Genomic DNA, 24,825 nt, shown 5'->3' on the forward strand with positions numbered 1-24,825 from the left:
TTCAAAATCTTACCCTCACCATTTACCAAGGCGCGCAAATCAGAAATTTCGACTTTCGGTCAATGTGAATACACCGACGCGAAACACGCGCGACCGGACCTTTGACCTGAATCCCCGACAGACGGCCTACAAAAGCATAAACGCTCTCTACCCTTCCTTCGGGTTCATCCTAGCACATTTTGGCAATTGTAAAAAAACCTGCGTCCAAAGCGGACCAGTTGCCCCGAGTCATCGACCGATGATTATGTCCGCGCACAACCCGCCCAGCCTTTCGCTTTTGCCCAAGCGTAATACCCCGCCATGCGCACGCGCGATGTCCGAGACGATCGCAAGGCCAAGGCCGACACCGCTACCTTGATTCTGATTCCGAGCGGGATCAAGGCGAGAAAACGGTTTGACGGCCTCGGTGCGCTGATCCTGTGGAATACCTGGACCGTCATCCTCGACCCGAAAACGGATCGTCTTGGGTGTCATCGACAGACTGACTTCAGCCCGGTTTCCGTACCTGACCGCGTTTCCGATCAAGTTCTCAACGGCCCGGCGAATGGCAGTGGGACGCAGCAAGGCCGTACCCTCGCCCTCGACCGAGACCAGGCTGGCCTCGTGACCTGCGCGACGTGCATCCTCGACAATCTGCCTCAGCAAAATCTCGGGCTGAACGGTTTCCGGCGGGCCCTCTGCGGCCCCGCGCGAAAAGTCCAGAAATGCGTCCAACAGCAACTGCATTTCATCCACATCCTGTTGCAGCGGCGCGGCCTCATCCTCGGGCAGCATGGACAGGCCCAGTTTCAGTCGCGTCAACGGGGTTCTGAGATCGTGACTGACCCCCGACAACATCAGTGTGCGCTGTTCCATCTGGCGTTCAATTCGCGCGCGCATGTCCAAAAACGCACTGCCCGCTGCGCGGACTTCAATTGCCCCTCCGGGTGAATAAGGCACAACCCTGCCCCGGCCAAATGCCTGCGCTGCATTCGCCAGTCGAGTGATCGGCCGAAGTTGATTGCGCATGTACAAAAAGGAAATCGAAGTCATGATCACCGCGAAGAAAACCATGGTCACGATCAACTGGTGCGGCGCGGTTGGGGACAAGCGACGGCGATCCAGTGTCAGCTCAAGCAAGCCCAGATGGGTCCGCATATACAGCCGCGCCTGATCGCCCGTTGGCAGAGCGACTGCCACAAGATCCAGCAATTGTTCGTGCAGATCGGCTTCTACCTGTGGCGCGATGAAGTCATACCATCTGCGGTATTCAATATCGGGCCCTTCATTGATCCCTAAAAATCGGGCCTTCATTTCCAATGAGGCAATGTCCTGTCGAATCGCGGCAATGGCCTGATGCTGCGTTTCGGCGTCTGCCATCGTGTCTGTAATCAGGTCGACCTCACGTGCAGCCGCGCTGGTCATTTGCGCGGTCACATCCTCAAGGTGTTTTTGAATGAACGCGACGCCGACCACCAACAGAAGAACGATCACCGGAAGAACCAGGATCAGAACCGCACGCGCATAGAGACTGCGCGGCATATAGGATTTGAGCCACCGACTGGACATACGCTAAACCTAACGGGCTGATCCGACAAGAGAAAGAGTACAGAATGCAGGCTCCCGACGATTTCAACCCGCGCCCAGGTATGGCTGTCGAGTTACAGACGGGCCTAAGGCGCATTCTGGCCCCCAATCCATCGCCAATGACATATCGGGGCACCAACACATATCTATTGGGTGAAAAGGACTGCGCCGTCATTGATCCCGGCCCACTGAATGAGGGTCATCTTCAGGCGATTCTGGATGCTTTGCAGCCCGGCCAGCGGATCAGCCATATTATTGTAACGCACACGCATCTTGATCACTCGCCCCTTGCCGCACCATTGGCCGCCCGCACAGGTGCCCCGATTTTGGCATTTGGCGGCACCGAATCTGGCCGCAGCGCAGTTATGTCCGAATTGGCGGAACAGGGCCTCGCAGGCGGCGGCGAAGGCATCGACACCGATTTCCGTCCGGATATCGAGGTTTCAGACGGCGAAGTTATCCAAGGCGACGGCTGGCAAATCGACATCATTCACACCCCCGGTCATCTGGGCAACCATATCGCGCTGGGTTGGTCGGATGTCTGTTTTACTGCAGATCACGTCATGGGTTGGGCCAGCTCTCTTGTGTCACCACCAGATGGTGATCTGACTGATTTCATGAACGCCTGCTACCGCCTGCGCGAACGGGACTGGAGCAGTTTTCATGCCGGTCACGGAGCACCGATTCAGAATCCAGCCGAGCGTCTGGATTGGCTGATCAATCACCGGCTTGAACGCGAAGCACAGATTCTGACCGCACTGGAGGAAAAACCCGGCACCGCACGCAACCTGGCCGAGAGGATATACACAGAAACCCCTGCGGCCCTTCTACCCGCCGCCGAGCGCAATGTTTTTGCACATCTTGTCGATTTATGCGGAAAATCAAAGGCTTCACCAAAAGGCCAGCTTTCCGTGAATGCGCTTTTTGAAAGGTTGGGCTAACCAAAGAACTTTTTTCAGCTCTTATGACGATCTTGTCTTGTCGGCCAAAAACGAGGTTGCTATACGGCCCTCAGTTCCGGCGTAGCTCAGCGGTAGAGCAGTTGACTGTTAATCAATTGGTCGTAGGTTCGATCCCTACCGCCGGAGCCAAATTCCCCTTAAGATTTCAGAAGAATGGTTCGGCGAATTTCCCTGCGCCGTGGACAGTCAACCTTCGTCAAAAAAACTTCGCGCACCCCTCTGGACGCCGCAGAGTCGTATTGATATACGGCGCGGACCGTTCCGGCGTAGCTCAGCGGTAGAGCAGTTGACTGTTAATCAATTGGTCGTAGGTTCGATCCCTACCGCCGGAGCCATTTTCCCTAATTTCAAATACTTAGCCCGTAAGGGCATCCGAAAAATCCGCGCGAAGGTTGCGCTTAAGCACCTTGCCCGTAGCGTTCAGTGGCAGCGCGTCCACAAAGACAACCTTGTCAGGAATCTGCCATTTGGCGATTTTGCCGTCGAAGTATGACAGCAGTTCGTCCTCCGACGGGTCCTGCCCCTCGGCCTTAACCGCAACCAATAGAGGACGCTCGTCCCACTTGGGGTGCGGAACACCGATCACAGCGGCCGTCGCAAGCTTGGGATGGGCAACGGCGATATTCTCCAACTCAACTGAACTGATCCATTCGCCACCAGATTTGATGATATCCTTGGATCGGTCACGGATGGTCATGTACCCGTCGGCATCCAAAGTCGCCACATCACCAGTGGCGAACCAGCCATCCTGCAGCAGGTTCTGATCCTGCAGTTCAAAATAGCTGTCCAGCACCCAATACCCGCGAACCAGCAAATCACCCTGAGTTTCACCATCGCGGGGCAGTTCATTGCCGTCATCGTCAACGATTTTCAGTTCGACGCCATAGCACGGCCGGCCCTGACTCTCGCGCAGCTTGTGCTGCTGTTCAATCGGCAGATCAGCGTGTTTCGCCATGGGTTGATTCGCCGTACCCAACGGGCTCATCTCGCTCATGCCCCAGGCGTGAACAGTGTCTACATCATAGGTGTCACGGAATGTTTCGATCATCGAGGGAGGGCAGGCCGCGCCGCCGATAACCGTTCGCTCCAGACTGGTCAGTTTACTGCCCGACTTCCCTGCGTGGGCCAGCAAACCCTGCCAGATCGTCGGAACACCCATCGCCAGTGTAACGCCGTAGGTGTCAATCAGGTTCACCAACGCCTCACCATGCAGATCCGGTCCGGGCAGAACCATTCGTGAACCTGACATCGCGCAGGCATAAGGCGACCCCCACGCATTCACATGGAACATCGGCACCACCGGCATCACAACGTCCACGGCGGAGTACCCGATGACATCTCGCGTATTCGACCCAAAACTGTGCAGCACGGTCGAACGATGGGAATACAACACGCCCTTCGGATTTCCCGTTGTGCCGGATGTGTAACACAGGCTGGACGCAGTGTTTTCGTCAAAGCTAGGCCATTGGAACCCTTCATCACCTGTTTCGATCAGCTCATCATAGAACTGAACACCAGGAACCTGCGCGATCGCGTCATCGTTCCTTGGCCCCATCAGCACGAAATGCTGAACTTCGGTCAGATGCTCTTTGATCGCCGCAACTAGCGGAATAAAGGTTGCGTCAAAGAACAGAACCCGATCTTTCGCGTGGTTAATAATATAGGTGAGCTGTTCGGGGAACAGTCTGGGGTTGATCGTGTGACACACAAAGCCAGCACCAGAAGTTCCATAATATATTTCCAGGTGCCGCCGGTTGTTCCACGCCAGCGTCCCGATACGCGCTTGCGGTTCGAGGTCCAGTTTGGTCAAGGCTGACGCCAGCTTTCGCGCATTCACCGCCACTTGTGACCAAGTGCTTTCGGTCACGGACCCGTCGGTCTCAACCGAGATGATCTCGGTCTGACCATGATAGCGATCCGCGTGTTCAATCAGTGACGAGATCAGCAGCGGCTGCGTCATCATTTGTCCCAGCATGGACATCCTCCCTGTAGTTGCACCATTTCTTTGCGACAGTGCATTTGTTCCGCCCCCTGCAACGACCAGCAGGGCATCTGTTCGGGGACCCACCCTGCCAAGCATTTAATTTGCTGACAATAATAGAATGCAGCTTTCCGCTGCGGCAAAAAGAAGTTTTTTCCTCAGTCCCGATGGCGCATCACATACGCCACCAACGCGGCGGTCGAACCATCCTTTTCAGACGCCGATTCCTCACCTTCCACGATCGGACCAAGCGATGTTGCCAGTTCCTTACCTAGTTCGACACCCCATTGGTCAAACGAGTTAATTCCCAACAGCACACCTTCGACAAATACACGATGTTCATACAGCGCGATTATCTGCCCCAAAACAAACGGCGTAAGTTTTGGGTATATCAATGTGGTTGAAGGTCGGTTTCCGGAAAAGACCCGGTGGCGGGCCTGACGTTCCAGCTCGGCGCCTTCCAACCCCTTCGCGGCCATGCGTTGCCGTGCTTCGGGCAGCGAACGCCCTCGCATCAACGCCTCGGATTGAGCCAAACAATTCGCCAACAATAGACGGTGGTGATGCGAAAGCTCCGGCTCGTGCCCTTCGGCTGCAACCATGAATTCGCAGGGAATAACGTCGGTACCTTGGTGGACCAATTGATAGAAAGCGTGCTGCCCATTGGTTCCAGGCTCGCCCCAAACGACTGGTCCGGAAGGAACCGCCAATGCAGCGCCATCCATCGCCACGGATTTTCCGTTCGACTCCATCTCGAGTTGCTGAAAATACGCGGCCAACCGCAACAACCGCTGATCATAAGGCAGAACCGCACGGCTGGCATGGCCAAGAACCTGCCGGTGCCAGATACCGACGAGAGCCAGCATGACAGGCATGTTTTCACCCCAGTCAGCCGCTCGGAAATGCACATCCATGGCCTGACCGCCCCGCAAGAAGGCATCAAAAGCATTCGATCCGACGGCGATCATCACGGGCAAACCAACCGGCCCCCAGACCGAGTACCTTCCGCCGACCCAATCCGCAAAGCCGAATACCCTGTTTTCGGGAATGCCAAAGGCTTGCGTCTTGTCCAAAGCGGTGGACACCGCCGCGAATTGTGTCGCCGGGTCGCCCCCACCTTCGGTCATCCACGCCCGAGCCGTTCGCGCATTGGTCATGGTCTCAATGGTTGTGAAGGTTTTCGAGGCGACAATGACCAGCGTCCGCGTCGGATCCAGTTGTCTCAACGTATCGGCGATATGCGCGCCGTCCACGTTCGACACATAATGCAACCTTGGCCCATCGTGATACGGGGACAAAGCATGAGTGGCCATAACCGGACCCAGATCGGACCCACCGATTCCGATATTCACCACATCCGTAAAGCTGCCCCCTGCCCCGATGACGGCACCGCCGCGCACCTCTTCGGCAAAGACCCGCATACGTTGAAGCGTGTCCAAAACGTCAGGCATGACATCCAGACCATCAACTTCTACCGGGCCACCGTCCAAATTGCGAAGAGCCGTGTGCAGCACCGCGCGGCCTTCGGTTTCGTTGATCTTGGTACCGCTGAACATCGCCTCGCGACGGTCGGCCAAATCTGCCTCATCGCATAACTGAATTAGGGCATCGCGGATCGTCGTATCCAACTGGGTCTTCGAGTAATCAAACAGCAAGTCCCCAGTCGAAGCCGAGAAAATGCGCGCCCTGTCGGCCGAATGTTCGAACAAGTCCAAAATCGCGCGGTCCTGCGCGCCGGCTGCCAGAGTTCTGAGGTTATCCAGTTTCATTGTCGTCACTCCGCCCAGTGAACCGTCATCCCACTTAGCACCGCTGCGATCGGTGCCTCTTCCGGATGCAAGGTAAGTGCTTGTTTCAACGCCTCGCGCTTTGCAGCCCCGAAGATCACCAGATGTTTGGACAAGGCCCCGTCCAAAACTGGTGCTGTCAGGGTTATGCGCGCCTCTGGCTGGACTTCGGTCCGGGCGATGGCCAGCGGCGGCGCGTGCCTATCAAGGGCCTCTTCCAATCCCTGCATTCCAGGAAAAAGTGACGCCGTATGCATGTCCTCTCCCATCCCCAGAACAAGAACCGACAGGGGAAGGACCGGAGTGATCAGGCTTTCGACTTCCGGCAGTACTGTCTCGGGGTCCTTGCCGTCCAGATACAGCGGAACATATTGCGCCGCTGATGCGCGATTTGTCAGCAGACGCTCGCGGATCAGTTTTTCGTTGGATCGGTCGCTACTGCCTGGCACGCAACGCTCATCCGTCGGTAAAATCCGCACTCTGTCCCATTCCAGATCAGCGGCACACAACCCGTCAAAAATCGGCCCCGGAGTAGTGCCGCCGGGAACCGCCAGCGAAATCATGTCGTGATGCAGCAACGCGGCTTCCAGATCTCCGGCCAAGACGTTGGCGACGTCGATGGCCAGCATGTCCCTGTCGGCGTATTCCTGTATTTTCATGGGTTTATCCCTTGCCACCGGCGACCATCCCGTTTCATCAGCAGTTCGGCGTCGCCCGGGCCGGTACTGCCACTTTCATATGGTTTCGGCACGTCCCCACGCGACTGCCAACCCGCAATAATAGGGTCGGTCCACGCCCATGCGGCCTCGACTTCGTCGCCGCGCATGAACAGGGTCTGATTGCCGCGGATCACATCCATCACCAGCCGTTCATATGCGTCCGGCGGCTCTTGGTTTTCAGGCCCCAGCGCCTCGGCAAAGCTCATGTCCAAGGGCACGTCGACCAGACGCATGCCCCCCTGCCCAGGCTCCTTGATCGTCACCTTCAAGGTAATCCCTTCGTTCGGCTGCAGGCGGATCGACAGGACATTCGCATGGCGGCCAGCCTGTTCACCAAAGATCGAGTGCGGCGCATCCTTAAACATAACATTGATGACCGACGAGCGCGCCACCAACCGTTTGCCCGTTCGCAAATAAAACGGTGTACCGGCCCATCGCCAGTTGCTCACATGCGCCCGCAGCGCCACGTAACTTTCAGTGGTCGATCGTGGATTGCCCACGATCTGACGGTAGCTTGGCCCGCCCCCTTCAAACTGACCGCGCACGATATGGTGCGGTTCAACCGGGTCCAAGGCGCGGATAACCTTGAGTTTTTCATCTCGCACGGCGTCTGGGTCGAATTTCGCCGGCGGTTCCATCGCGATCAGGCACAAAAGCTGCATCAGGTGGTTCTGCATCATGTCGCGCATCGCACCGGCGCGCTCATAATACTCTTCCCGCCCATCTATACCTACGGATTCGGCCACGGTGATCTGAATGTGATCTACGTACTGGCTGTTCCAGAGAGGCTCAAACAACATGTTTCCGAACCGTACTGCCATCAAGTTCTGAACCGTTTCTTTGCCCAGATAATGGTCGATCCGGTAGATTTGCTTTTCCCTGAAATGCGCAGCCAAGGTCGCGTTCAACACCTTCGCGCTGTCCAAATCGTGACCAAACGGTTTTTCAACGACAATTCGGGTCTGTTCGGTCGCAAGATCATGTGACTGAATTCGCTCGGCCAACGAACCGAACAGCCTTGGCCCAACGGAAAAATAGAAGGCGCGCACCATGTCGGGCTGAAGCTTGGCCGCCAATGTCGACCACCCTTCGTCGGAACCACCATCTAGTGCAACGTAATCGACGCAATGAAGAAATGCCGCCAGCGCCGCCGCATCCTTGCACTGGACCGAGGCATGCGTTTTCAGCGATTCGGCCACAACTTGCCGAAAGGTTGCGCCGTCGTGCTTTGTTCTGGCGGCGCCAATAATCTGCACCCCATCGGCCCATTGACCAGCACAAAACCGACGGAACAGCGCCGGAAGGATCTTGCGCTGCGCCAGATCACCGGTTCCGCCAAAAATGACCAGATCAAAGGGGTCGACGGGTATGACACGAGAAACCATGTGTTTTCCTTACCTTGCCCCTAAGGCCATGTCCAATGTTAGCGCAACCATATTTGCGGCAATCTGCGTCTTCACAACTCTGTCAGTTCGGTTCAGCCCACTTAACGAACACAGGCCAAGGCGCTAAGTCTTTCACACGAGCTCAAAGAACCGGAAACCGGAATGAAAGACAACGCCCCTCAAAGCGCCAATATTGGCAAATTTCAGAACAAATTGGTGACAGCAGACGGGCAAACCCGTGCATCCGTGGCGTTGAAGGATCCTCAGACGCTTTGGTTCAATACTGGCACGCTGTGCAATATCGAATGCACCAACTGCTATATCGCAAGCAGCCCGACCAACAACGCGCTGGTTTACATAACCGCAGATGAGGTTTGCGCATATCTGGACCAGATCGAAGAACGCGCGTGGCCGGTACGTGAAATAGGCTTCACCGGCGGTGAACCTTTCATGAACCCCCAAATGATCGGGATGACGCGCGCCGCGCTTGAACGTGGGTTCGAGGTGTTGATCCTCACCAACGCAATGCAGCCCATGATGCGTCCCAAGGTCCGCGAAGGCTTGTTGGACCTGCAACGTGACTTCGGCGACAAGCTGACTTTGCGGATTTCTGTCGATCACTTCCACCCTGACCTTCACGACGAAGAGCGTGGGCAAGGCAGCTTTGACAAGACCGTCGAAGGTATGAAATGGCTACGCGACAACGGGTTTCAAATGGCCGTGGCCGGGCGTTCGGTTTGGGGGGATACCGACGCAGAAAGCCGTGCAGGATATGCCGCATTTTATGAGGCCCATGGTTTTGACATCGACGCGCAGGACCCCGCGCGGACCGTCCTGTTCCCCGAGATGGACGAAACCATCGAAGTGCCTGAGATCACAACCGCTTGCTGGGGCATTCTGGATAAATCACCCGAGGCGGTCATGTGCTCAAACGCAAGGATGGTCGTGAAACGCAAGGGCTCTGACAAACCCGCCGTGCTTGCCTGCACCCTGCTGGCCTACGAACCGGAATTCGAGATGGGTGAGACATTGGCCGAGGCCGAAGCTGATGTGCACCTGAACCACCCGCACTGCGCCAAGTTCTGCGTATTGGGCGGCGCAAGCTGTTCGGGCTGATCAGTTCAACTCGGGCGATTTCCAGTATTTGGTTCCCGACGCCCCTGCCGAAACGCGCCACCCCTTCTTGCTAAGGACAAAGAAGGAACGGCCATCGGTAAACCTGAGTGTCTCGTCAGTGCGTTCTTCACCGTACATGGCGTCCGATTGGGCCGTAGCGTCGTATCCATAGTCAATGAACTTGTCCAAATCCGCCTGCGTTTCAAACAGGATAACGAACTTGGTTTCAAACCCACCGATTCCAATCGCGGCACCGACCCCTCCGGTTCCCATGTTCATATAGGTGTGCTGTCCGGTCTCTTTCGACACGGCCACACCGCGTCCGTATCCGGCGGACACCGGAAATACCGTCACCTTTCTGGAATCAAAAACCGCATATCCCGCGCTGACATCGTAAAGCGCCTGTGCTTCGGGGTTTTCAGCCATAAGCTGCGTCAGAACCTCGTTTGCCATGACGTCAAGTTTCGCGCGTGTCTCTTCCGGGGTGGCTTCGTTCGACATCAGATCGGCAGTGGAGTCGATGGTGTCATCCACGGCGCTCACGCCCTTTTCGACTGTGTTCCCAACCGACTCGGCCCCACGCCCAATGGCGTTTGCAGTGTTTTCAGCACCCTTCTTGATTTTATCCAGGACGCCTTCGGCAGCGACGGGACCGCCAAGCATTGTGACGGCAAAAGCGAGATACAGAATTCGAGACATTGTGACTTTCCATATGGCAAACGGTTTGCATGCCACTCTACTCAATAAAACCGCGTTGAGAATGCCTGTTCAGTTTATCCTGAATTCACCGACCATGTTGCGCCATTCTCCGGGGGCAATCATTTTCCGGTGCGTGTACCTCACCGAATGCAGCGGTCCTTCAATCTCGCGCTGCCAGAATTCGATGAAATCAAACAGTTTCGGGTGGTCCGGGGCAAGATCGTAATCCTGCCAGATGAACGTATTCAGAACGTGGATATAGTCGGGCATGTGATAGAAGAATTCCGCCGTCGTCAGCCCATATCCCTTGAGCATTAATTCGGTTTCGCTTTGCTCCATGCAGACCTCCAATTTCTTGCAAGGTCTCGTTAGGGTAACATGGAAACCCTCAAACTATTGAATAACAATATGTTACTCCGGTGTTACTGTGGTTTTTTGCCGGAAATGCTCAGCTGGCTTGCACCTTATGTGCCGGGTCTGATAAGATGCACACACAAGATATAGACCCAAGCCAAAGATCGGGCAGTTTACGTGAGCGATACGCCAGAAACCCCAGAAAACATGGATGAAACCCCGCCTGAGCGTCCCGTTTATGACGGTCCGACGGTGTCCATCGAATCCGAGATGCGCACGTCCTATCTGGACTATGCCATGTCGGTCATCGTGTCCCGTGCGATCCCTGATCTGCGCGATGGTTTGAAGCCGGTGCATCGGCGAATTCTGTACGCCATGCACGAAACCGGGAACACGCATGACAAAGCGTATCGTAAATCGGCGCGTCCCGTTGGTGATGTGATGGGTAAGTACCACCCGCACGGCGACAGCGCGATCTATGACGCGCTGGTGCGGATGGCACAGGATTTCTCGATGTCGCTGCCGCTGCTGGACGGTCAGGGCAACTTTGGTTCGATGGACGGCGATAACCCGGCGGCCATGCGTTATACCGAAGTGCGGATGGACAAGCCTGCCGCATCCCTGCTGGCCGATATCGAAAAAGAAACGGTCGATTTTCAGGACAACTATGACGGCAAGGACAAAGAGCCGACTGTCCTGCCCGCGCGGTTCCCGAACATGCTGGTCAACGGGGCCGGTGGTATCGCCGTTGGCATGGCCACGAACATCCCACCACACAATCTGGGCGAAGTGGTCGATGCTACGCTTGCACTGATCGACGACCCGGACCTGACCTCTGAACAGTTGATCGAATACGTCCCCGGCCCCGATTTCCCGACGGGCGGTGTGATGCTAGGCCGGTCCGGTGCGCGCAAAGCCTATCTGGAAGGTCGCGGTAGTGTCATCATCCGCGCCAAAACGCGGACCGAGGAAATTCGAAAAGACCGCTATGCCATCATCGTGGACGAGATCCCATATCAGGTGAACAAGGCGTCGATGATCGAAAAGATCGCCGAGGCCGTGCGGGAAAAACGCATCGAAGGCGTGGCGCACGTACAGGACGAATCTGACCGCAACGGCGTACGGGTTGTTGTGGAACTGAAACGCGATGCAACGCCCGAAGTGGTTCTGAACCAGCTCTACCGTTTCTCGCCGATGCAAACGTCCTTCGGCTGCAACATGCTGGCGTTGAATGGTGGTCGGCCTGAACAGTTGACTCTGCGCCGGTTCCTGACCTCGTTCATCGACTTCCGCGAAGATGTTGTCGCTCGCCGCACGGCCTATGATCTGCGCAAGGCGCGCGAACGCAGCCACATCCTGTGTGGTCTGGCTGTGGCCGTTTCAAACGTAGACGAAGTGGTTGCCACCATCCGGTCGTCAGCAGATGCCGCCGAGGCGCGCGAAAAGCTGATGACGCGTCGCTGGCCTGCGGCCGAGATCGAAGGCTATCTACGCCTGATCGACGATCCGCTGTCCAAGATGAACGACGACGGCACCTATAACCTGACCGAGGTGCAGGCCCGTGCGATTCTGGAACTGCGCTTGCAACGCCTGACCCAACTGGGCGTCAAAGAAGTCACTGATGAGCTGGAGCAACTGGCCGCCAAGATCAAGGAATACCTTGATATTCTGTCCTCGCGCGAACGCATCATGTCGATCATCGGCGATGAGTTGCGCGAAGTGCGTGATCAGTTCGCCGTTCCGCGCCGCACCGAGATCGTCGACTGGTCCGGCGACATGGAAGACGAGGACCTGATTGAGCGCGAAGACATGGTCGTGACCGTCACCTCGGGCGGCTATATCAAGCGAACGCCGCTGGCTGATTTCCGCGCACAAAAGCGTGGCGGCAAGGGCCTGTCAGGGATGCAGACCAAGGAAGAGGACGTCGTTACCAACCTCTTCGTTGCGAACACACATACGCAACTACTGTTCTTCACCACCGAGGGGATGGTCTACAAGCTCAAGACCTGGCGCTTGCCACAGTCCAGCCGCACCGGAAAGGGCAAGGCGATCGTCAACATCCTGCCGATCCCCACGGGCGTGTCGATTGCCGCAATCATGCCAGTGGATGTGCCGGACGACGAATGGGAAAACCTGCAAATCGTCTTCGCCACCAGCGCAGGCGACGTGCGACGAAACCGCCTGTCAGATTTCACCAATGTGCGCCGCAACGGCAAGATTGCGATGAAACTGCCCGAAGATGTTGAACTGGTGAATGCACGCATCTGTTCCGAAGATGAAGATGTGATGCTGGTCACCAATTCTGGCCGTGCGATCCGCTTCCGCACCACCGACGTGCGCGTCTTCAACTCGCGCGAGTCGACCGGTGTGCGCGGTATCAAGCTGACCAATGGCGACCGCGTTGTGTCGATGTCTGTCATCCGCCATTTCGAGGCCGGACCGGACGAGCGCGCGGCCTACCTCAAGATGCGCCGTGCCGTTGCGGGCATCGCCGATGACGGCGAAACGGACGAGGATGAAGCCGCACCCGGTACGATCACGCAGGAACGCTATGCCGAGATGTCGGCAGCCGAAAACCTAATCCTAACGATTACCTCGGGGGGCGCGGGCAAGCTGAGTTCCAGCCACGATTACCCCGTGCGCGGGCGCGGCGGCATGGGCGTCGCGGCAATGGACAAGGCCATGCGCGGTGGTGAACTGGTGGCGTCGTTCCCGGTTGAAATCGACGACCAGATCATGCTGGCCACTTCCAAGGGCCAGTCGATCCGTGTGCCGGTAGAAGGCATTTCCTTCCGCTCGCGTAGCGCGGGCGGTGTACGGGTCTTCAATACCGGCAAGGGCGAAGAAGTCGTCAGCGTCGCCTGGATCGCCGATCAGGGCGACGAGGACGAAGACGAATAAGCCAGCCCAAAAGGATTTGTAAGACCCCGTAGGCCAGCCTGCGGGGTTTTTCGTTTACGTCGCGCTCTGCTTGACCGGTTTCAAAGGACCACAGTCACTACACAGGTTTCAGCGCATTCCGGATAGACGAACACCCCTCTCCATCCGTACTCGGGACACTCTATTGACCGGGGGATGGAATTCACGTGCCTACGCGTTCAAGCGGGCATGTTACAGGCCGTAAATCTCGCCAAACTTGTCTTCCAGATACGCCATCAAGGGCTCTGGCCCCGGCTCAACCCCGCTTGCACGGGTAATGATGTCACGCGGGGCATAAAGCCCGCCATATTGCTGTAGATTTTCGCGCAGCCACCCCGTTGGGCCCGAGGTATCGCCCTGCGCCAGTTGCGTATCCAGATCAGGCAGCGCCGCGCGCAGGGTCTGGTAAAGGCATCCGGCATAGACATTACCCAGTGCATAAGTCGGGAAATAGCCAAACAGCCCCACCGACCAGTGCACATCCTGCAGACAACCATTAGACGGCTTGTCGACCGCATAGCCGAAATCGGCCTTGAACCGGTCATTCCACGCAGCTTCCAGATCGTTGACCTGCAAGTCCCCGGCCATCAGGGCGCGCTCCAGATCAAAGCGCAACATGATGTGCAGGTTATATTGCACCTCATCCGCCTCGGTCCGGATGTACCCGTTATGGACGCCGTTGACGGTGGCGTAGAAGGCGTCGGCGTCGCTGATCCCGAAATCGCCAAAGGCCGCTGTCATCTGATCGAACAACCAACCGGTAAAGGCGCGGGATCGGCCCAATTGGTTTTCGTAAATCCGGCTTTGGCTTTCATGGACACCCATCGACACCCCACTGCCCAGCGGGGTCAACGCATAGGCTTGGTCGATGCCTTGTTCATAGGCGGCGTGGCCGACCTCGTGAATGGTCGAGTAGAAACAGTTGAACGGGTCAGTTTCACTGGTACGGGTGGTGATACGCACATCCAGTCCACTACCCGAACTGAATGGGTGCACAGCCTTGTCCACACGACCTGTGTTCAGGTCATAGCCAAAGGTGGTCGCCAGCTTCTGCGACAGGCGCATCTGGGTCAGTTCGTCAAATGTGCCAGTCAGGCTCTGCGGCACAGGGCGATCCAGTACAGCGGCGCGTAAGGCCACCAGACGTGGGCGCATCTGGTCGAATATATCGGCAATCTGGGTGCCGGTTGTGTAGGGCTCGTAATCCTCGACCATGGCGTCATAGACGTCACCGCCTTGGGCCAGCGCCGCACCCTCTTCACGTTTCAGGGCTACGACCTCTTGCAGCACAGGCAGAAACGCCGCTACATCCTCATCCGCACGTGCCTGCGCCCATGTACCCTGGGCCGACGAAGTCACGCGGGCGATGGCCTTGGCCAGATCGGCGGGCACTTTGACCGTGCGCTCAAAAGACCGGCGAATTTCGCGGATCTGTGCCTTGCCGACCTCATCCTGCGGGTCGGCCTGATCCAGCCACTCGGCCACGCGCGGGTCGGATCGGCGGGCGTGCAGAACGGATTCGATCGCAGCCATTTCCTCGGCCCGTTGCGGGGCCGCCCCGCGCGGCATCACCGTTTCCTGATCCCAGCCCAGCCGCCCGGCAATCTGCCCCAATGCCGAAGTTTCGCGTTGAAAGGCCATCAGGTCGTCAAAGGCGGTCATGTCACGCTCCGCGGATCGAGGTTGCGATTGGATAAGCGGCCAGGAACCGCGCGCGCAGGATCAGGGTCCAGACAACAACGGCCATGAACTGGTGGACAATCGCGATCTGCCATGGTGCGGCATAGACCACGGTGACAATCCCGATCACAACTTGCAGCGCCAGCGCCGCAAAGGCGGCATTGAAGGCGAATCGCGTCTGTGGATGCGCACTGGTGCTGCCGCGCCGCCAGACGATGACGCCGAAAATCAGCAACAGGTAGCCCGCACAGCGGTGAATGAACTGCACCAATCCCGGGCTTTCGAAGAAGTTTCGCCACATCGGCTCCAGCATGGTGGCATCAGGAGGCAAAAGCTGCCCGCCGATCAGAGGCCAGTCGGTATAGGATCGCCCCGCGTCGATCCCGGCCACCAAAGCGCCGATCAGGATTTGCAGGAACGCGAAATGCATAAGACCGGTCGAGAGAGAAAACAGCTTTGCCTCTTTCGCGCGGCGGGCCTGCATCAAATCACGTTCTTCGCGGCCTAGCTCTAAGATGTACCACGCGAGGAAGCCGAGGATCACAAAAGCCAGCCCCAGATGCACAGCCAGACGATAGCTGGCGACGGCGGTCATACCCTCGCCCTGCGTTACGCCCGAGGCGACCATCCACCAGCCCACGGCGCCCTGAACCCCGCCCAAAGCACCGGGAATCAGCAGCTTACCCGTCCAACCAGTTGGAATTTTCCGCGCCATAAGGAAGCCAAAGAACCCAATTGCCCAGACCAGACCAATCACGCGGCCCAGTTGGCGATGGCCCCATTCCCACCAGTAGATCGTTTTGAAATCGTCCAATTCCATCCACTGGTTCTGGATGCGCCACTGGTCGATTTCCTTGTATTTGTCGAACTCGGACTGCCAGTCGGCTTCGGACATCGGCGGGATTGCCCCGGTGAAGGGCCGCCACTCGGTGATCGACAAGCCGCTGTCGGTCAGTCGCGTCAGACCGCCCACGGCGATCATGATCACAACCAGCGCAAACAGCATCATCAGCCAAGCCCGGATCGCCTTGCGTGCACCGCCACGCCCACGGTCGATCATACCGGGCTGAATTGCCTCTTGTTTCTGGTCGCCCGAGACCTCTTCGAAGATGCTGCGCTTGCCGCTCATGCTGTCCTCATGTCCTTGTTTCGTCGCACGCTAGGGTGAAGCGGAAGATAGGTCCAGCCTCAGCCCTTGTCCTTCCAGCGGACCATCTGCCGCATGATCCCGTGCAGCATCTGCACATCCGCCCGCGTCAGCCGCATCCGAGACCAAAGGTTGCGCAGGTTGGTCTTCATGCCTTCGGCCTTTTCGGGGGGATAGAAAAAGCCTGCCTCGTCCAGCCGGTCCTCATAATGTTCGACCAGCTTTTCGACTTCGATTCCTGTGGCCCAGTCACCCTTGCCCAGATCGGTGGCCTCATGCACCACATCGGCACTTTGACGCATCCACTCATAGGCAGTCAGCAACACACATTGCCCAAGGTTGAGCGAGGCATATTCGGGGTTCACCGGGACCGAGATGATGGCGTTGGCCTTGGCAATATCCTCATTCTCAAGCCCGGCGCGTTCGGGGCCGAACAGCACGGCAACCTTTTCGCCCGCCGCGACCTTTTCAGCGGCGATCTGCATCGCGCGCTCGGGGCTGTAGACCGGCTTGGTCAGCCCCCGTTGGCGCGCCGTGGTGGCGAAGACAAACGTGCTGTCCGCCAACGACCCAGCCAGATCGTCAAACAACAGCGCCTCATCCAGCAACCGCCCAGCCCCGCTGGACATGGCAACGGCCTTGGGGTTCGGCCAGCCATCGCGCGGCGCCACAATCCGCATTCGGTCCAGCCCGAAATTCCACATCGCGCGCGCGGCGGCGCCGATGTTTTCCCCCATCTGAGGGCGCACAAGCACAAAAGAAGGCTGAGGTTGATCGCTGGGCATACCTTACTCCGAAAGTTCCGCCTGCTCTAATCGCCCCGCCTGATTAGGGCAAGCCGCCGCTGCTTCTTCTGTTCCCAAATACCCGCTCGGCAGGCTAAAAAGTTTGCTTCCCCCGCTCAATCCGCTAAACCGCGCCGAGAACTGAAAACTGAAGGACGCGCCATGGATACCCCCGAGCAGCCGCAGATTTACCTGATTACGCCTCCGACCATTGCGCTTAGTACCTTCCCCGACCAATTGGGCCGCGTGCTGGACAGCACAGAAATCGCCTGCATCCGGTTGGCCTTGGCGGGCAGCGACCAAGACACCATCGCCCGCGCGGCTGATGCCTGCCGCGAGGTTGCCCACGCGCGTGATGTCGCCATCGTCATCTCAAACCACGTCCTGCTGGCGCAACGGCTGGGTTTGGACGGGGTACATCTGGATGATGGTGCACGATCAGTCCGGGCTACGCGCAAAGAACTGGGCCCAGATGCCATCGTCGGCAGCTTTTGCGCGGCCTCCAGCCATGACGGCATGACCGCAGGCGAAAACGGAGCGGATTACGTGGCTTTTGGCCCTGTCGGCTCGTCAGCTTTGGGTGATGGCAGCATCGCTGAAAAGGACCTGTTCCAATGGTGGTCCGAAATGATCGAGGTTCCGGTCGTGGCCGAAGGCGGCCTGACCCCAGACCTGATCCGTGACCTCGCCCCCCATACCGATTTCTTTGGCATCGGTGACGAAATTTGGTCGCAAGACGATCCGGTCGCCGCGCTGAAGACGCTCACCGACGCGATGTGAGCGTTAACCCTTGCACCTGCTGTGACGCTGCGGCATGACACGGGCATGACTCAGACTAGTGACATCCTGTGTATCGGCTCGGTCCTGTGGGACGTGATCGGACGCTCGGCCAGCGCCATGCGGCAGGGCTCGGACGTGCCGGGGCGGATTACCCGCCTGCCCGGCGGCGTTGCGATGAACATCGCCATGACGCTGGTGCGATTCGGGATGACGCCCACCCTGCTGACCGCCATCGGCCGCGACCCCGAAGGGGATGAGCTGGTCCTTGCCTGCGCCCGGCTGGGCATGGTCACGGATCACATCTACCGCTCGCAGGATTTGCCGACCGACCGTTATATGGCGGTCGAAGGCGCCAACGGGCTGATCGCCGCCATCGCCGACGCGCACTCGCTTGAGGCTGCGGGGGCCAAGATTCTGCGCCCGCTGATGCACGGGCCACTGGGCTTTGAGAACACGCCGTTTGAAGGCCCGATTGCGCTGGACGGCAACCTGACGCTGACCCTGCTGGAAGAAATTGCCCAAAGCCTGGCCTTTGCCAAAGCCGACCTGCGCGTGGCTCCGGCTTCGCCCGGCAAGGCCGAACGCCTGCTGCCCTTCCTCAAACACGCTCGCGCCACGTTATACGTGAACCTTGAGGAAGCTGGCATTCTGTGCCAACGCGAGTTCGCCGATTCCGAAAGCGCCGCCAAAGGTCTGCTAGACCGGGGCGCGTTGAGGGTGTTGGTCACAGATGGCGGCAACTCTGCCACTGTCGGCACCTCGGATGAAATCCTGACCCAGACACCCCCGTCCGTTCTGGTCACCCGTGTGACCGGCGCAGGCGATACTTTCATGGCGGCGCATATCGCGTCCGAGGCCGCCGGGGCCGCCCCCGACGCTGCCCTGACCCGCGCCCTGCACGCCGCCGCCACTTACGTTTCCGGAGAAACCCCACTGTGATCGACATCCAATACTCGGCCGAAGTGCGCGCCGCCAAAGACGCAGGCCACCCCATCGTTGCGCTGGAAAGCACCATCATCACCCACGGGATGCCCTACCCGCAGAATATCGAGGTCGCAGCGCAGGTCGAACAAGATATCCGTGACGCAGGCGCAGTACCCGCCACCATGGCGGTGATCAAAGGCAAGCTGCATGTGGGGCTCGAGGCCGGCCAGCTAAAGGCACTGGGACAGGCGCAGGGCGTCGCCAAAATCTCACGCGCCGACATGGCCGCTTGCATCGCCACCGGCGGAACCGGCGCCACCACCGTTGCCGCCACGATGATCGCCGCGCAATATGCCGGGATCGAGGTCTTTGCCACCGGCGGCATTGGCGGCGTGCATCAAGGGGCGGAGACTTCGTTTGACATCTCGGCAGACCTGCATGAGTTGGCGCAAACCCGCGTGACCGTGGTGGCAGCAGGGGCCAAAGCGATCCTTGATCTGGCCAAAACGCTCGAGGTGTTGGAAACGCTGGGCGTGCCCGTGATCGCCTATGGCCAGGACGAATTCCCCGCCTTCTGGTCGGCGCAATCTCCCTACGCAGCGCCATTGCGCATGGACAGCGCAGCAGAAATCGCCAAGGCCCACGCCACCCGTCGCGCCCTTGGCCTGCCCGGCGGCCAGTTGGTCGCCAACCCGATCCCCGCCGCTGATCAAATCCCGGCGCTGGAACTGGCCCCGATCATCGCTTCGGCTCAGGCTGATGCCGACGCACACAGGATCACCGGCAAAGACGTTACTCCCTACCTACTGCAGCGCATTTATGAACAGACCGAGGGGCGGTCGCTGACCGCGAACATCGCATTGGTCAGAAATAACGCAAAATTGGCCGCCGGCATCGCCCGTGCCCTGTCCGAGTGAGCAAAGCTATTGTACCAAAGCCCCGGACTGCTTAACTAAATTGGCAAACACGCAGGACCGTAATGAACACGCCCTTTGACGAAGAACCTCACCGCCGACCGGGCCTGTTTTCCCGGCTGCGCGCGTCATTTCTGACGGGCATCGTTGTCATCGCTCCGGTCTGGCTGACCATCTGGCTGATCTGGTCCGTGGTGGGCTGGATCGACAGCGCGGTCCTGCCGCTGATCCCGCAGAAATTCCAACCCTCGGAATATGTGGGGGTGAACCTGCGCGGCGTGGGCGTGGTGATCTTCCTGATCTTCACCGTGCTTGTCGGCTGGATTGCCAAAGGAATTCTTGGCCGCTCGCTGATCCACTTTGCCGAAAGCCTTGTGAACCGGATGCCGGTGGTGCGCTCGGTTTATTCGGGGATCAAGCAAATATCGGAAACGGTGTTTGCCCAGACGGAACGGTCCTTTGAAAAAGCCTGCCTGATCCAATATCCCCGCCGGGGCATCTGGGCGATCGGATTTGTCTCGACCACTGCGCGGGGTGAGGTCAGCGACCGCGCTGAAACCGGTGGCAACCTGTTGAGTGTTTTTGTGCCAACCACACCCAACCCGACCTCTGGATTTCTGCTGTTCTTCCCGGAAGAGGACGTGATCCTGCTGGACATGTCGATCGAGGACGCGGCCAAACTGGTGATTTCGGCAGGTCTTGTTTATCCAAACGAAAAAGACCCGTCGCAGCCGCCCGAGTGATCAGCCGAACATTTCGGGCAGATTGACCGTGCTGCGCGTGCCAAGGTCGGATTTGTGCTCCGCCAGAAACCGATCCATGGCTCTGCGCCCTGCATCCTTGAGCTTGTGCAACACGACCGGGTTTGGCACGGTCTTGGTGGCCACCGACAAATCATTCATAAGATCATCATCTGCGATCATGTGAACCAGAACGCGGCTCATCTCTCCGGCCTTTAGTTTTCCATCCGCCAATAAGCGCTGAACAAAGCTGATCGCGCGCAGTTCTCGAAACAGGGAGGAATTGAAACTGATCTCATTGATACGGTTCTGAATCTGCTGCGGCGTCCGCGGTATCTCGTCCCGTTCCAGCGGGTTTATATTCACGATCACCACATCGTCTGGCAGATCACCGTTGAACAACGGATAAAGTGCCGGATTGCCGGTATATCCACCGTCCCAATAAGCTTCGGTTCTGCCGGACTTGGGATCAAAAATCTCGACCGCCTGAAACAGGTTCGGCAAACAGGCCGAGGCCAAAATGGCACCGGTCGAAACCTCTTGCCCGGTAAAAACCCGTATCTTTCCGCTGCGCACACAGGTTGCACAGACAAAAAGCTGCGGCCCGTCATCTGCGCAAATCTCGTCAAAATTGAACCGATCCACCATGGGCTCAAGCGGATTGCGATAAAAGGGACCATACGCATAAGGCGAGACCAATCTCGACCATGCATCGCCCACGGAAAACGGTAGCGAATATTCCATGGCCTGTGCGATCTGCGCGGGCTCCAACGACTGCATCCAGTTGGCAAGGCGCATGTCACCGACCGCACCCATCCGGGACCAAAGACCATTCAGATTTTCCCGCGCCCCCGCGCGGCCATCGTGCACCATGCCCGATTTGAACGCCGCCCCATTCAACGCCCCGGCCGAGGTTCCAGTGATCGCCGCGACCTCGATATCCTCTTCATCAAGAATTCGATCCAACACACCCCAGGTAAACGCCCCATGTGCGCCACCGCCTTGCAAAGCCAGATTGATCCTCTTCACGACCCACCCCTTCTTCTGTTTAGAAATACTTCGGGGGTGTGGGGGCAGCGCCCCCACGTAATCTCACAAAGCGGTCCAACCGCCATCCACGGAAATCGTCGTCCCCGTGATCTGCGCCGCCGCGTCCGAGCACAAAAACACCGTCGTGCCCCCCAGTTGCTCAACCGTTGCAAATTCTTTCGACGGTTGCCGCTCCAGCAGGACGTTCTTCACGACGTCCTCACGGCTCATGTTGTATTCCTTCATCGTGTTCGGAATCTGAGCGTCCACCAAAGGCGTCAGCACATAGCCCGGACAAATCGCGTTGCAGGTGATTGGTTCCTGCGCGGTCTCAAGCGCAATTGTCTTCGTCATCCCCACGACCCCGTGTTTGGCAGCGACATACGCCGCCTTATAAGGAGAGGCGGTCAGCCCATGCGCCGACGCGATATTAACCACACGACCCCATCCTGCCTTTCGCATCATCGGCAAAGCGGCGGCAGTCGTGTGAAAGGCCGAGCTCATGTTGATCGCAATGATTGCATCCCACTTGTCGACCGGAAACAGGTCGATCGGCGAGACATGCTGAATACCCGCGTTATTAACAAGGATATCGCAAGCCCCGGCCTGTTCGATCAGGGCGCGGCATTCGTCCCCCTTGGACATATCTGCCTTGATATAGCGCGCGTTGGTGCCAGTCTCCTGAGAGATTTCCGCAGCAAGGGCGTGGTCTTCGTCAAGGTCGGTAAAGGAATTCAGAACCACATCTGCGCCGGCCTTGGCCAATTCACGGGCAACCCCCAATCCGATCCCTGAGTTCGACCCCGTTACGATTGCCGTTTTTCCCTTAAGGCTCATGGCCGCTCTCCCTTAGAATCCGTATCGGCGACACAGTGCCATGCTGCACGTGCAAAGAAAACGAAGAATGACCTCGCGGAACGGATTGACAAAAACTCGGCCAAAAAAAACGCCCGCACGAAGCGGGCGTTAAGTTATTGAGGCAGGTTTCATACAGGCAAGAAACCTATCGAGCAGTGCACCCTTTATAAGCAATTCCACGCCTTCGTCCAAGCTAAAAGTTTGAAAAGAAGAAAAATCATCGGTACGATGAATCCCAACAAAATAAGGCCAGAGCAGGATTGTTTCCAAAATGAGCCCCGATTTTCTACGACCCGCACGCCCAGTGATCACGGGAATCACTTTCCTTTTGGGGGCCGCAATCGCCAGCGCAGAATCGGCGCATGGCATAGCTATGTACGGAGAGCCCGCCCTACCACCGGATTTTGTGTCTCTGCCTTACGCAAACCCCGACGCGCCCAAAGGCGGAAAAGTCGTTTTCGGAAATACGGGCGGCTATAACAGTTTGAACCCGTTTGTGCAAAAAGGGACCTCCCCATGGCAGTTGCGGTTTTGGACGCATGAAAGCCTGATGGGGCGATCTTGGGACGAACCTTTCACACTTTACGGCCTGTTAGCCGAATCAGTTGAGACGGCGCCGGACCGGTCTTGGGTCGAATTTACACTACGCGAAGGGGCACAATTTTCGGACGGCACACCCGTCACCGTTGATGATGTCATCTGGTCGCATGAGATTTTGGGAACCGAAGGGCATCTGCGGTATCGCGGTCTTTGGAGCAAGATCGACAGCATCGAAGCAACCGGCCCGCGCACCGTGCGGATCACATTCAACGAGCCCGACCGCGAACTGGCCTTGATCGCCGGTCTGCGCCCGATCCTGCAAAAGGCACAGTGGGACGGTAAGGATTTTGCCAATGCCACGCTGCACGATATTCCCGTCGGCACCGGCCCGTATGTGATCGACAGCTATGAGCCGGGACGATACGTCAACCTGCGGCGTAACCCCAATTACTGGGGAAGCGATGTTCCCTTCCGTCGGGGTACGATGAATCTTGATGAGATGCGGATCGAATTCTACGCGGACGGCACCGTTCTGTTTGAGGCTTTCAAAGCTGGTGAACTGACCGCCGTGCGCGAGTTCAACGCAGACAAGTGGGAAACACAGTACAACTTCCCAGCCGTTCAGCGCGGCGATGTAGTAAAAACCGAAATCCCTCATGGTAAGCCATCGGGCATGACCGGATATGTCATGAACACCCGCAAAGCGCCGTTCGACGACTGGCGCGTTCGCGAAGCCCTGACGCTGGCCTTCAATTTCGAGTTCATCAACGACACGATCACCGGCGGGGCGCAGCCCAGGATCACGTCCTATTTCTCGGGCTCCGTTCTCGCCATGCAACCTGGCGCAGCAACAGGCCGCGTGGAAGAGCTGCTTCAACCCTACGCGGCAGACCTGCCGCCCGGAACGCTTGAGGGATACGTCCTGCCGGAAGGTGACGGCTCGGCCCGCAACCGGTCAAACATCCGTAAAGCGACCAAGCTACTGTCTGAAGCAGGCTGGACCATTCAGGACGGCGTCCTTCGCAACGCAAACGGTGATGCGTTCACGCTGAACGTGTTGCTGCAACAGGGCGACAGCGAAGGCGAGACCGCCATCGAGATCTATAGCCGTGCGCTGGAACGTCTGGGAATTCAAGTATCAACAGAACAGGTAGACAGCGCGCAATTCACCGGGCGTACCTCAGATCTGGATTTTGACATGACGTTTTTCCGACGCGCCCTCTCGTTATCGCCGGGCAACGAACAACGGCTGTATTGGGGGAGTGAAAATGCCGATACGCCCGGCACCCGCAACCTGATGGGCGTGGCCTCACCTGCTGTGGACGGATTAATTGATGCCATGCTTGCGTCAGAAAGCCATGAGGACTTCGTTGCCGCCACCCGCGCCTTGGACCGCGTGTTGACAGCCGGACGATACGTCATTCCGATCTGGAATTTCGACGTCGGGCGGATCGCGCACGCCAAAGAACTGAAGCAACCGGAAACCCTGCCAATTTACGGCGACGGGCCCGAGTATATGCCGCAGGTCTGGTGGTTCGAAGAGTAACGCAAACGCACGGACCAGACCCGATTTCAGGCGGAATTCAATTGCGTTCGGCTTTTCGGCGAAAAACGGCACACGCGCCAATAGGCCCAACATCTTGCGTCACAAATTGGGACGGCTGCTACAGATTGGTACGGATACTAATTTGAGTTAATAAACAAAAACTTCGCACAAAAAGCTTTACGCAATGCATCCATGCGTTGTAGCCTTGCAGCATTATAGCGCTTTGCGCGACCTGATTATTGCTTTGAATTTCGGAACATAGCCTTTTCTCAGCCTCGCAGCGTGCGCCTTTTACGGACCAGCCCCCACTCACTCCAAACTTGTGTCCGTATGCCCGTTGCGGATTGCCTGCAACGGGCATTTTGATCCTTGCAGCAGATCGGAAATGGGTGCG

The 24,825-nt window shown here is 57.9% G+C and carries 20 protein-coding genes and 2 tRNA genes; 10 read left to right on the top strand and 12 right to left on the bottom strand.

Annotation, left to right across the window (positions count from 1 at the left end; translation table 11 throughout):
- Positions 1-228 precede the first annotated feature (228 nt).
- Positions 229-1,548 (bottom strand): ATP-binding protein, encoded by a 1,320-nt coding sequence (locus GOX75_RS05605; RefSeq protein WP_171121564.1) that lies wholly within the window; start codon positions 1,546-1,548, stop codon positions 229-231.
- A gap of 44 nt (positions 1,549-1,592) precedes the next feature.
- On the opposite strand from GOX75_RS05605, the gene GOX75_RS05610 reads away from it, so the two are divergent.
- The 3 genes from GOX75_RS05610 to GOX75_RS05620 all read left to right on the top strand — a co-directional run bounded on the left by GOX75_RS05610 (position 1,593) and on the right by GOX75_RS05620 (position 2,863).
- Positions 1,593-2,507, top strand: a complete 915-nt coding sequence (locus tag GOX75_RS05610; RefSeq protein ID WP_171121565.1) for an MBL fold metallo-hydrolase — start codon at positions 1,593-1,595, stop codon at positions 2,505-2,507.
- Positions 2,508-2,582: 75 nt separating this feature from the next.
- Positions 2,583-2,657: transfer RNA gene (locus GOX75_RS05615), tRNA-Asn, on the top strand.
- A 131-nt stretch (positions 2,658-2,788) separates the two neighbouring features.
- A tRNA-Asn gene (locus GOX75_RS05620) sits at positions 2,789-2,863 on the top strand.
- A 20-nt stretch (positions 2,864-2,883) separates the two neighbouring features.
- On the opposite strand, the gene GOX75_RS05625 is transcribed toward GOX75_RS05620, so the two are convergent.
- From GOX75_RS05625 to zwf, 4 genes are all read right to left on the bottom strand, one after another.
- Complete coding sequence (locus GOX75_RS05625; protein ID WP_171121566.1) at positions 2,884-4,503, bottom strand: long-chain-fatty-acid--CoA ligase; 1,620 nt, start codon at positions 4,501-4,503, stop codon at positions 2,884-2,886.
- Between the two features lie 164 nt (positions 4,504-4,667).
- Positions 4,668-6,278: a glucose-6-phosphate isomerase gene (pgi, locus tag GOX75_RS05630; protein WP_171121567.1), complete on the bottom strand. Its 1,611-nt coding sequence runs from the start codon at positions 6,276-6,278 to the stop codon at positions 4,668-4,670.
- A gap of 5 nt (positions 6,279-6,283) precedes the next feature.
- Entirely contained in the window at positions 6,284-6,955 is a 672-nt protein-coding gene (pgl, locus tag GOX75_RS05635; RefSeq protein ID WP_171121568.1) for a 6-phosphogluconolactonase, read from the bottom strand.
- Positions 6,952-8,400: a glucose-6-phosphate dehydrogenase gene (gene zwf / locus GOX75_RS05640; protein ID WP_171121569.1), complete on the bottom strand. Its 1,449-nt coding sequence runs from the start codon at positions 8,398-8,400 to the stop codon at positions 6,952-6,954. Before zwf ends, pgl begins: the two co-directional genes overlap by 4 nt.
- A 162-nt stretch (positions 8,401-8,562) precedes the next feature.
- Here zwf and GOX75_RS05645 point away from each other — a divergent pair, with 162 nt between their 5' ends.
- Positions 8,563-9,516: a radical SAM protein gene (locus GOX75_RS05645; protein WP_171121570.1), complete on the top strand. Its 954-nt coding sequence runs from the start codon at positions 8,563-8,565 to the stop codon at positions 9,514-9,516.
- On the opposite strand, the gene GOX75_RS05650 is transcribed toward GOX75_RS05645, so the two are convergent.
- Both GOX75_RS05650 and GOX75_RS05655 read right to left on the bottom strand, forming a co-directional pair.
- Positions 9,517-10,215 (bottom strand): hypothetical protein, encoded by a 699-nt coding sequence (locus GOX75_RS05650; protein WP_171121571.1) that lies wholly within the window; start codon positions 10,213-10,215, stop codon positions 9,517-9,519. It lies immediately after the preceding gene.
- A 69-nt stretch (positions 10,216-10,284) separates the two neighbouring features.
- The gene (locus GOX75_RS05655) at positions 10,285-10,554 is read right to left on the bottom strand and encodes an usg protein (protein ID WP_171121572.1); all 270 of its coding nucleotides are present in this window, start codon (positions 10,552-10,554) and stop codon (positions 10,285-10,287) included.
- A gap of 192 nt (positions 10,555-10,746) precedes the next feature.
- On the opposite strand from GOX75_RS05655, the gene gyrA reads away from it, so the two are divergent.
- On the top strand, positions 10,747-13,470 hold the full coding sequence (gyrA, locus tag GOX75_RS05660) for a DNA gyrase subunit A (protein WP_171121573.1): 2,724 nt from the start codon (positions 10,747-10,749) through the stop codon (positions 13,468-13,470).
- Positions 13,471-13,680: 210 nt separating this feature from the next.
- On the opposite strand, the gene GOX75_RS05665 is transcribed toward gyrA, so the two are convergent.
- Genes GOX75_RS05665 through GOX75_RS05675 form a run of 3 tightly spaced genes read right to left on the bottom strand, consistent with a single transcriptional unit; the run spans position 13,681 to position 17,100 of the window.
- Positions 13,681-15,150: a carboxypeptidase M32 gene (locus tag GOX75_RS05665; protein WP_171121574.1), complete on the bottom strand. Its 1,470-nt coding sequence runs from the start codon at positions 15,148-15,150 to the stop codon at positions 13,681-13,683.
- Position 15,151: 1 nt separating this feature from the next.
- On the bottom strand, positions 15,152-16,297 hold the full coding sequence (ctaA, locus tag GOX75_RS05670) for a heme A synthase (RefSeq protein ID WP_171121575.1): 1,146 nt from the start codon (positions 16,295-16,297) through the stop codon (positions 15,152-15,154).
- 59 nt (positions 16,298-16,356) lie between these two features.
- The gene (locus GOX75_RS05675) at positions 16,357-17,100 is read right to left on the bottom strand and encodes an RNA methyltransferase (RefSeq protein ID WP_171121576.1); all 744 of its coding nucleotides are present in this window, start codon (positions 17,098-17,100) and stop codon (positions 16,357-16,359) included.
- Positions 17,101-17,262: 162 nt separating this feature from the next.
- Here GOX75_RS05675 and GOX75_RS05680 point away from each other — a divergent pair, with 162 nt between their 5' ends.
- The 4 genes from GOX75_RS05680 to GOX75_RS05695 all read left to right on the top strand — a co-directional run bounded on the left by GOX75_RS05680 (position 17,263) and on the right by GOX75_RS05695 (position 20,461).
- Entirely contained in the window at positions 17,263-17,880 is a 618-nt protein-coding gene (locus GOX75_RS05680) for a thiamine phosphate synthase (protein WP_171121577.1), read from the top strand.
- Positions 17,881-17,925: 45 nt separating this feature from the next.
- Complete coding sequence (locus tag GOX75_RS05685; protein WP_171121578.1) at positions 17,926-18,819, top strand: PfkB family carbohydrate kinase; 894 nt, start codon at positions 17,926-17,928, stop codon at positions 18,817-18,819.
- The gene (locus GOX75_RS05690; protein ID WP_171121579.1) at positions 18,816-19,721 is read left to right on the top strand and encodes a pseudouridine-5'-phosphate glycosidase; all 906 of its coding nucleotides are present in this window, start codon (positions 18,816-18,818) and stop codon (positions 19,719-19,721) included. Before GOX75_RS05685 ends, GOX75_RS05690 begins: the two co-directional genes overlap by 4 nt.
- Before the next feature lie 62 nt (positions 19,722-19,783).
- Positions 19,784-20,461, top strand: a complete 678-nt coding sequence (locus GOX75_RS05695; RefSeq protein WP_171121580.1) for a DUF502 domain-containing protein — start codon at positions 19,784-19,786, stop codon at positions 20,459-20,461.
- Here the strand turns inward: GOX75_RS05695 and GOX75_RS05700 are convergent, their stop codons facing one another.
- A complete protein-coding gene (locus tag GOX75_RS05700) occupies positions 20,462-21,487 on the bottom strand; it encodes a patatin-like phospholipase family protein (protein ID WP_171121581.1) in 1,026 nt (341 codons plus the stop codon).
- Positions 21,488-21,550: 63 nt separating this feature from the next.
- A complete protein-coding gene (locus tag GOX75_RS05705) occupies positions 21,551-22,324 on the bottom strand; it encodes a 3-hydroxybutyrate dehydrogenase (protein WP_171121582.1) in 774 nt (257 codons plus the stop codon).
- A 292-nt stretch (positions 22,325-22,616) separates the two neighbouring features.
- Between GOX75_RS05705 and GOX75_RS05710 the strand changes: the two genes are divergently transcribed.
- Complete coding sequence (locus tag GOX75_RS05710; protein ID WP_171121583.1) at positions 22,617-24,431, top strand: extracellular solute-binding protein; 1,815 nt, start codon at positions 22,617-22,619, stop codon at positions 24,429-24,431.
- Positions 24,432-24,825: the final 394 nt, after the last annotated feature.

This window comes from Ruegeria sp. HKCCD7251, assembly GCF_013031165.1.
Taxonomy (GTDB): domain Bacteria; phylum Pseudomonadota; class Alphaproteobacteria; order Rhodobacterales; family Rhodobacteraceae; genus Ruegeria.

What these genes read in the sequence shown, in the direction of transcription:
- GOX75_RS05605 (WP_171121564.1), bottom strand. Translation starts at nt 1,548, where the DNA reads ATGTCCAGTCGGTGGCTCAAATCCTATATGCCGCGCAGTCTCTATGCG.
- GOX75_RS05610 (WP_171121565.1), top strand. Translation starts at nt 1,593, where the DNA reads ATGCAGGCTCCCGACGATTTCAACCCGCGCCCAGGTATGGCTGTCGAG.
- GOX75_RS05625 (WP_171121566.1), bottom strand. Translation starts at nt 4,503, where the DNA reads ATGCTGGGACAAATGATGACGCAGCCGCTGCTGATCTCGTCACTGATT.
- pgi (WP_171121567.1), bottom strand. Translation starts at nt 6,278, where the DNA reads ATGAAACTGGATAACCTCAGAACTCTGGCAGCCGGCGCGCAGGACCGC.
- pgl (WP_171121568.1), bottom strand. Translation starts at nt 6,955, where the DNA reads ATGAAAATACAGGAATACGCCGACAGGGACATGCTGGCCATCGACGTC.
- zwf (WP_171121569.1), bottom strand. Translation starts at nt 8,400, where the DNA reads ATGGTTTCTCGTGTCATACCCGTCGACCCCTTTGATCTGGTCATTTTT.
- GOX75_RS05645 (WP_171121570.1), top strand. Translation starts at nt 8,563, where the DNA reads ATGAAAGACAACGCCCCTCAAAGCGCCAATATTGGCAAATTTCAGAAC.
- GOX75_RS05650 (WP_171121571.1), bottom strand. Translation starts at nt 10,215, where the DNA reads ATGTCTCGAATTCTGTATCTCGCTTTTGCCGTCACAATGCTTGGCGGT.
- GOX75_RS05655 (WP_171121572.1), bottom strand. Translation starts at nt 10,554, where the DNA reads ATGGAGCAAAGCGAAACCGAATTAATGCTCAAGGGATATGGGCTGACG.
- GOX75_RS05665 (WP_171121574.1), bottom strand. Translation starts at nt 15,150, where the DNA reads ATGACCGCCTTTGACGACCTGATGGCCTTTCAACGCGAAACTTCGGCA.
- ctaA (WP_171121575.1), bottom strand. Translation starts at nt 16,297, where the DNA reads ATGAGCGGCAAGCGCAGCATCTTCGAAGAGGTCTCGGGCGACCAGAAA.
- GOX75_RS05675 (WP_171121576.1), bottom strand. Translation starts at nt 17,100, where the DNA reads ATGCCCAGCGATCAACCTCAGCCTTCTTTTGTGCTTGTGCGCCCTCAG.
- GOX75_RS05680 (WP_171121577.1), top strand. Translation starts at nt 17,263, where the DNA reads ATGGATACCCCCGAGCAGCCGCAGATTTACCTGATTACGCCTCCGACC.
- GOX75_RS05685 (WP_171121578.1), top strand. Translation starts at nt 17,926, where the DNA reads ATGACTCAGACTAGTGACATCCTGTGTATCGGCTCGGTCCTGTGGGAC.
- GOX75_RS05695 (WP_171121580.1), top strand. Translation starts at nt 19,784, where the DNA reads ATGAACACGCCCTTTGACGAAGAACCTCACCGCCGACCGGGCCTGTTT.
- GOX75_RS05705 (WP_171121582.1), bottom strand. Translation starts at nt 22,324, where the DNA reads ATGAGCCTTAAGGGAAAAACGGCAATCGTAACGGGGTCGAACTCAGGG.
- GOX75_RS05710 (WP_171121583.1), top strand. Translation starts at nt 22,617, where the DNA reads ATGAGCCCCGATTTTCTACGACCCGCACGCCCAGTGATCACGGGAATC.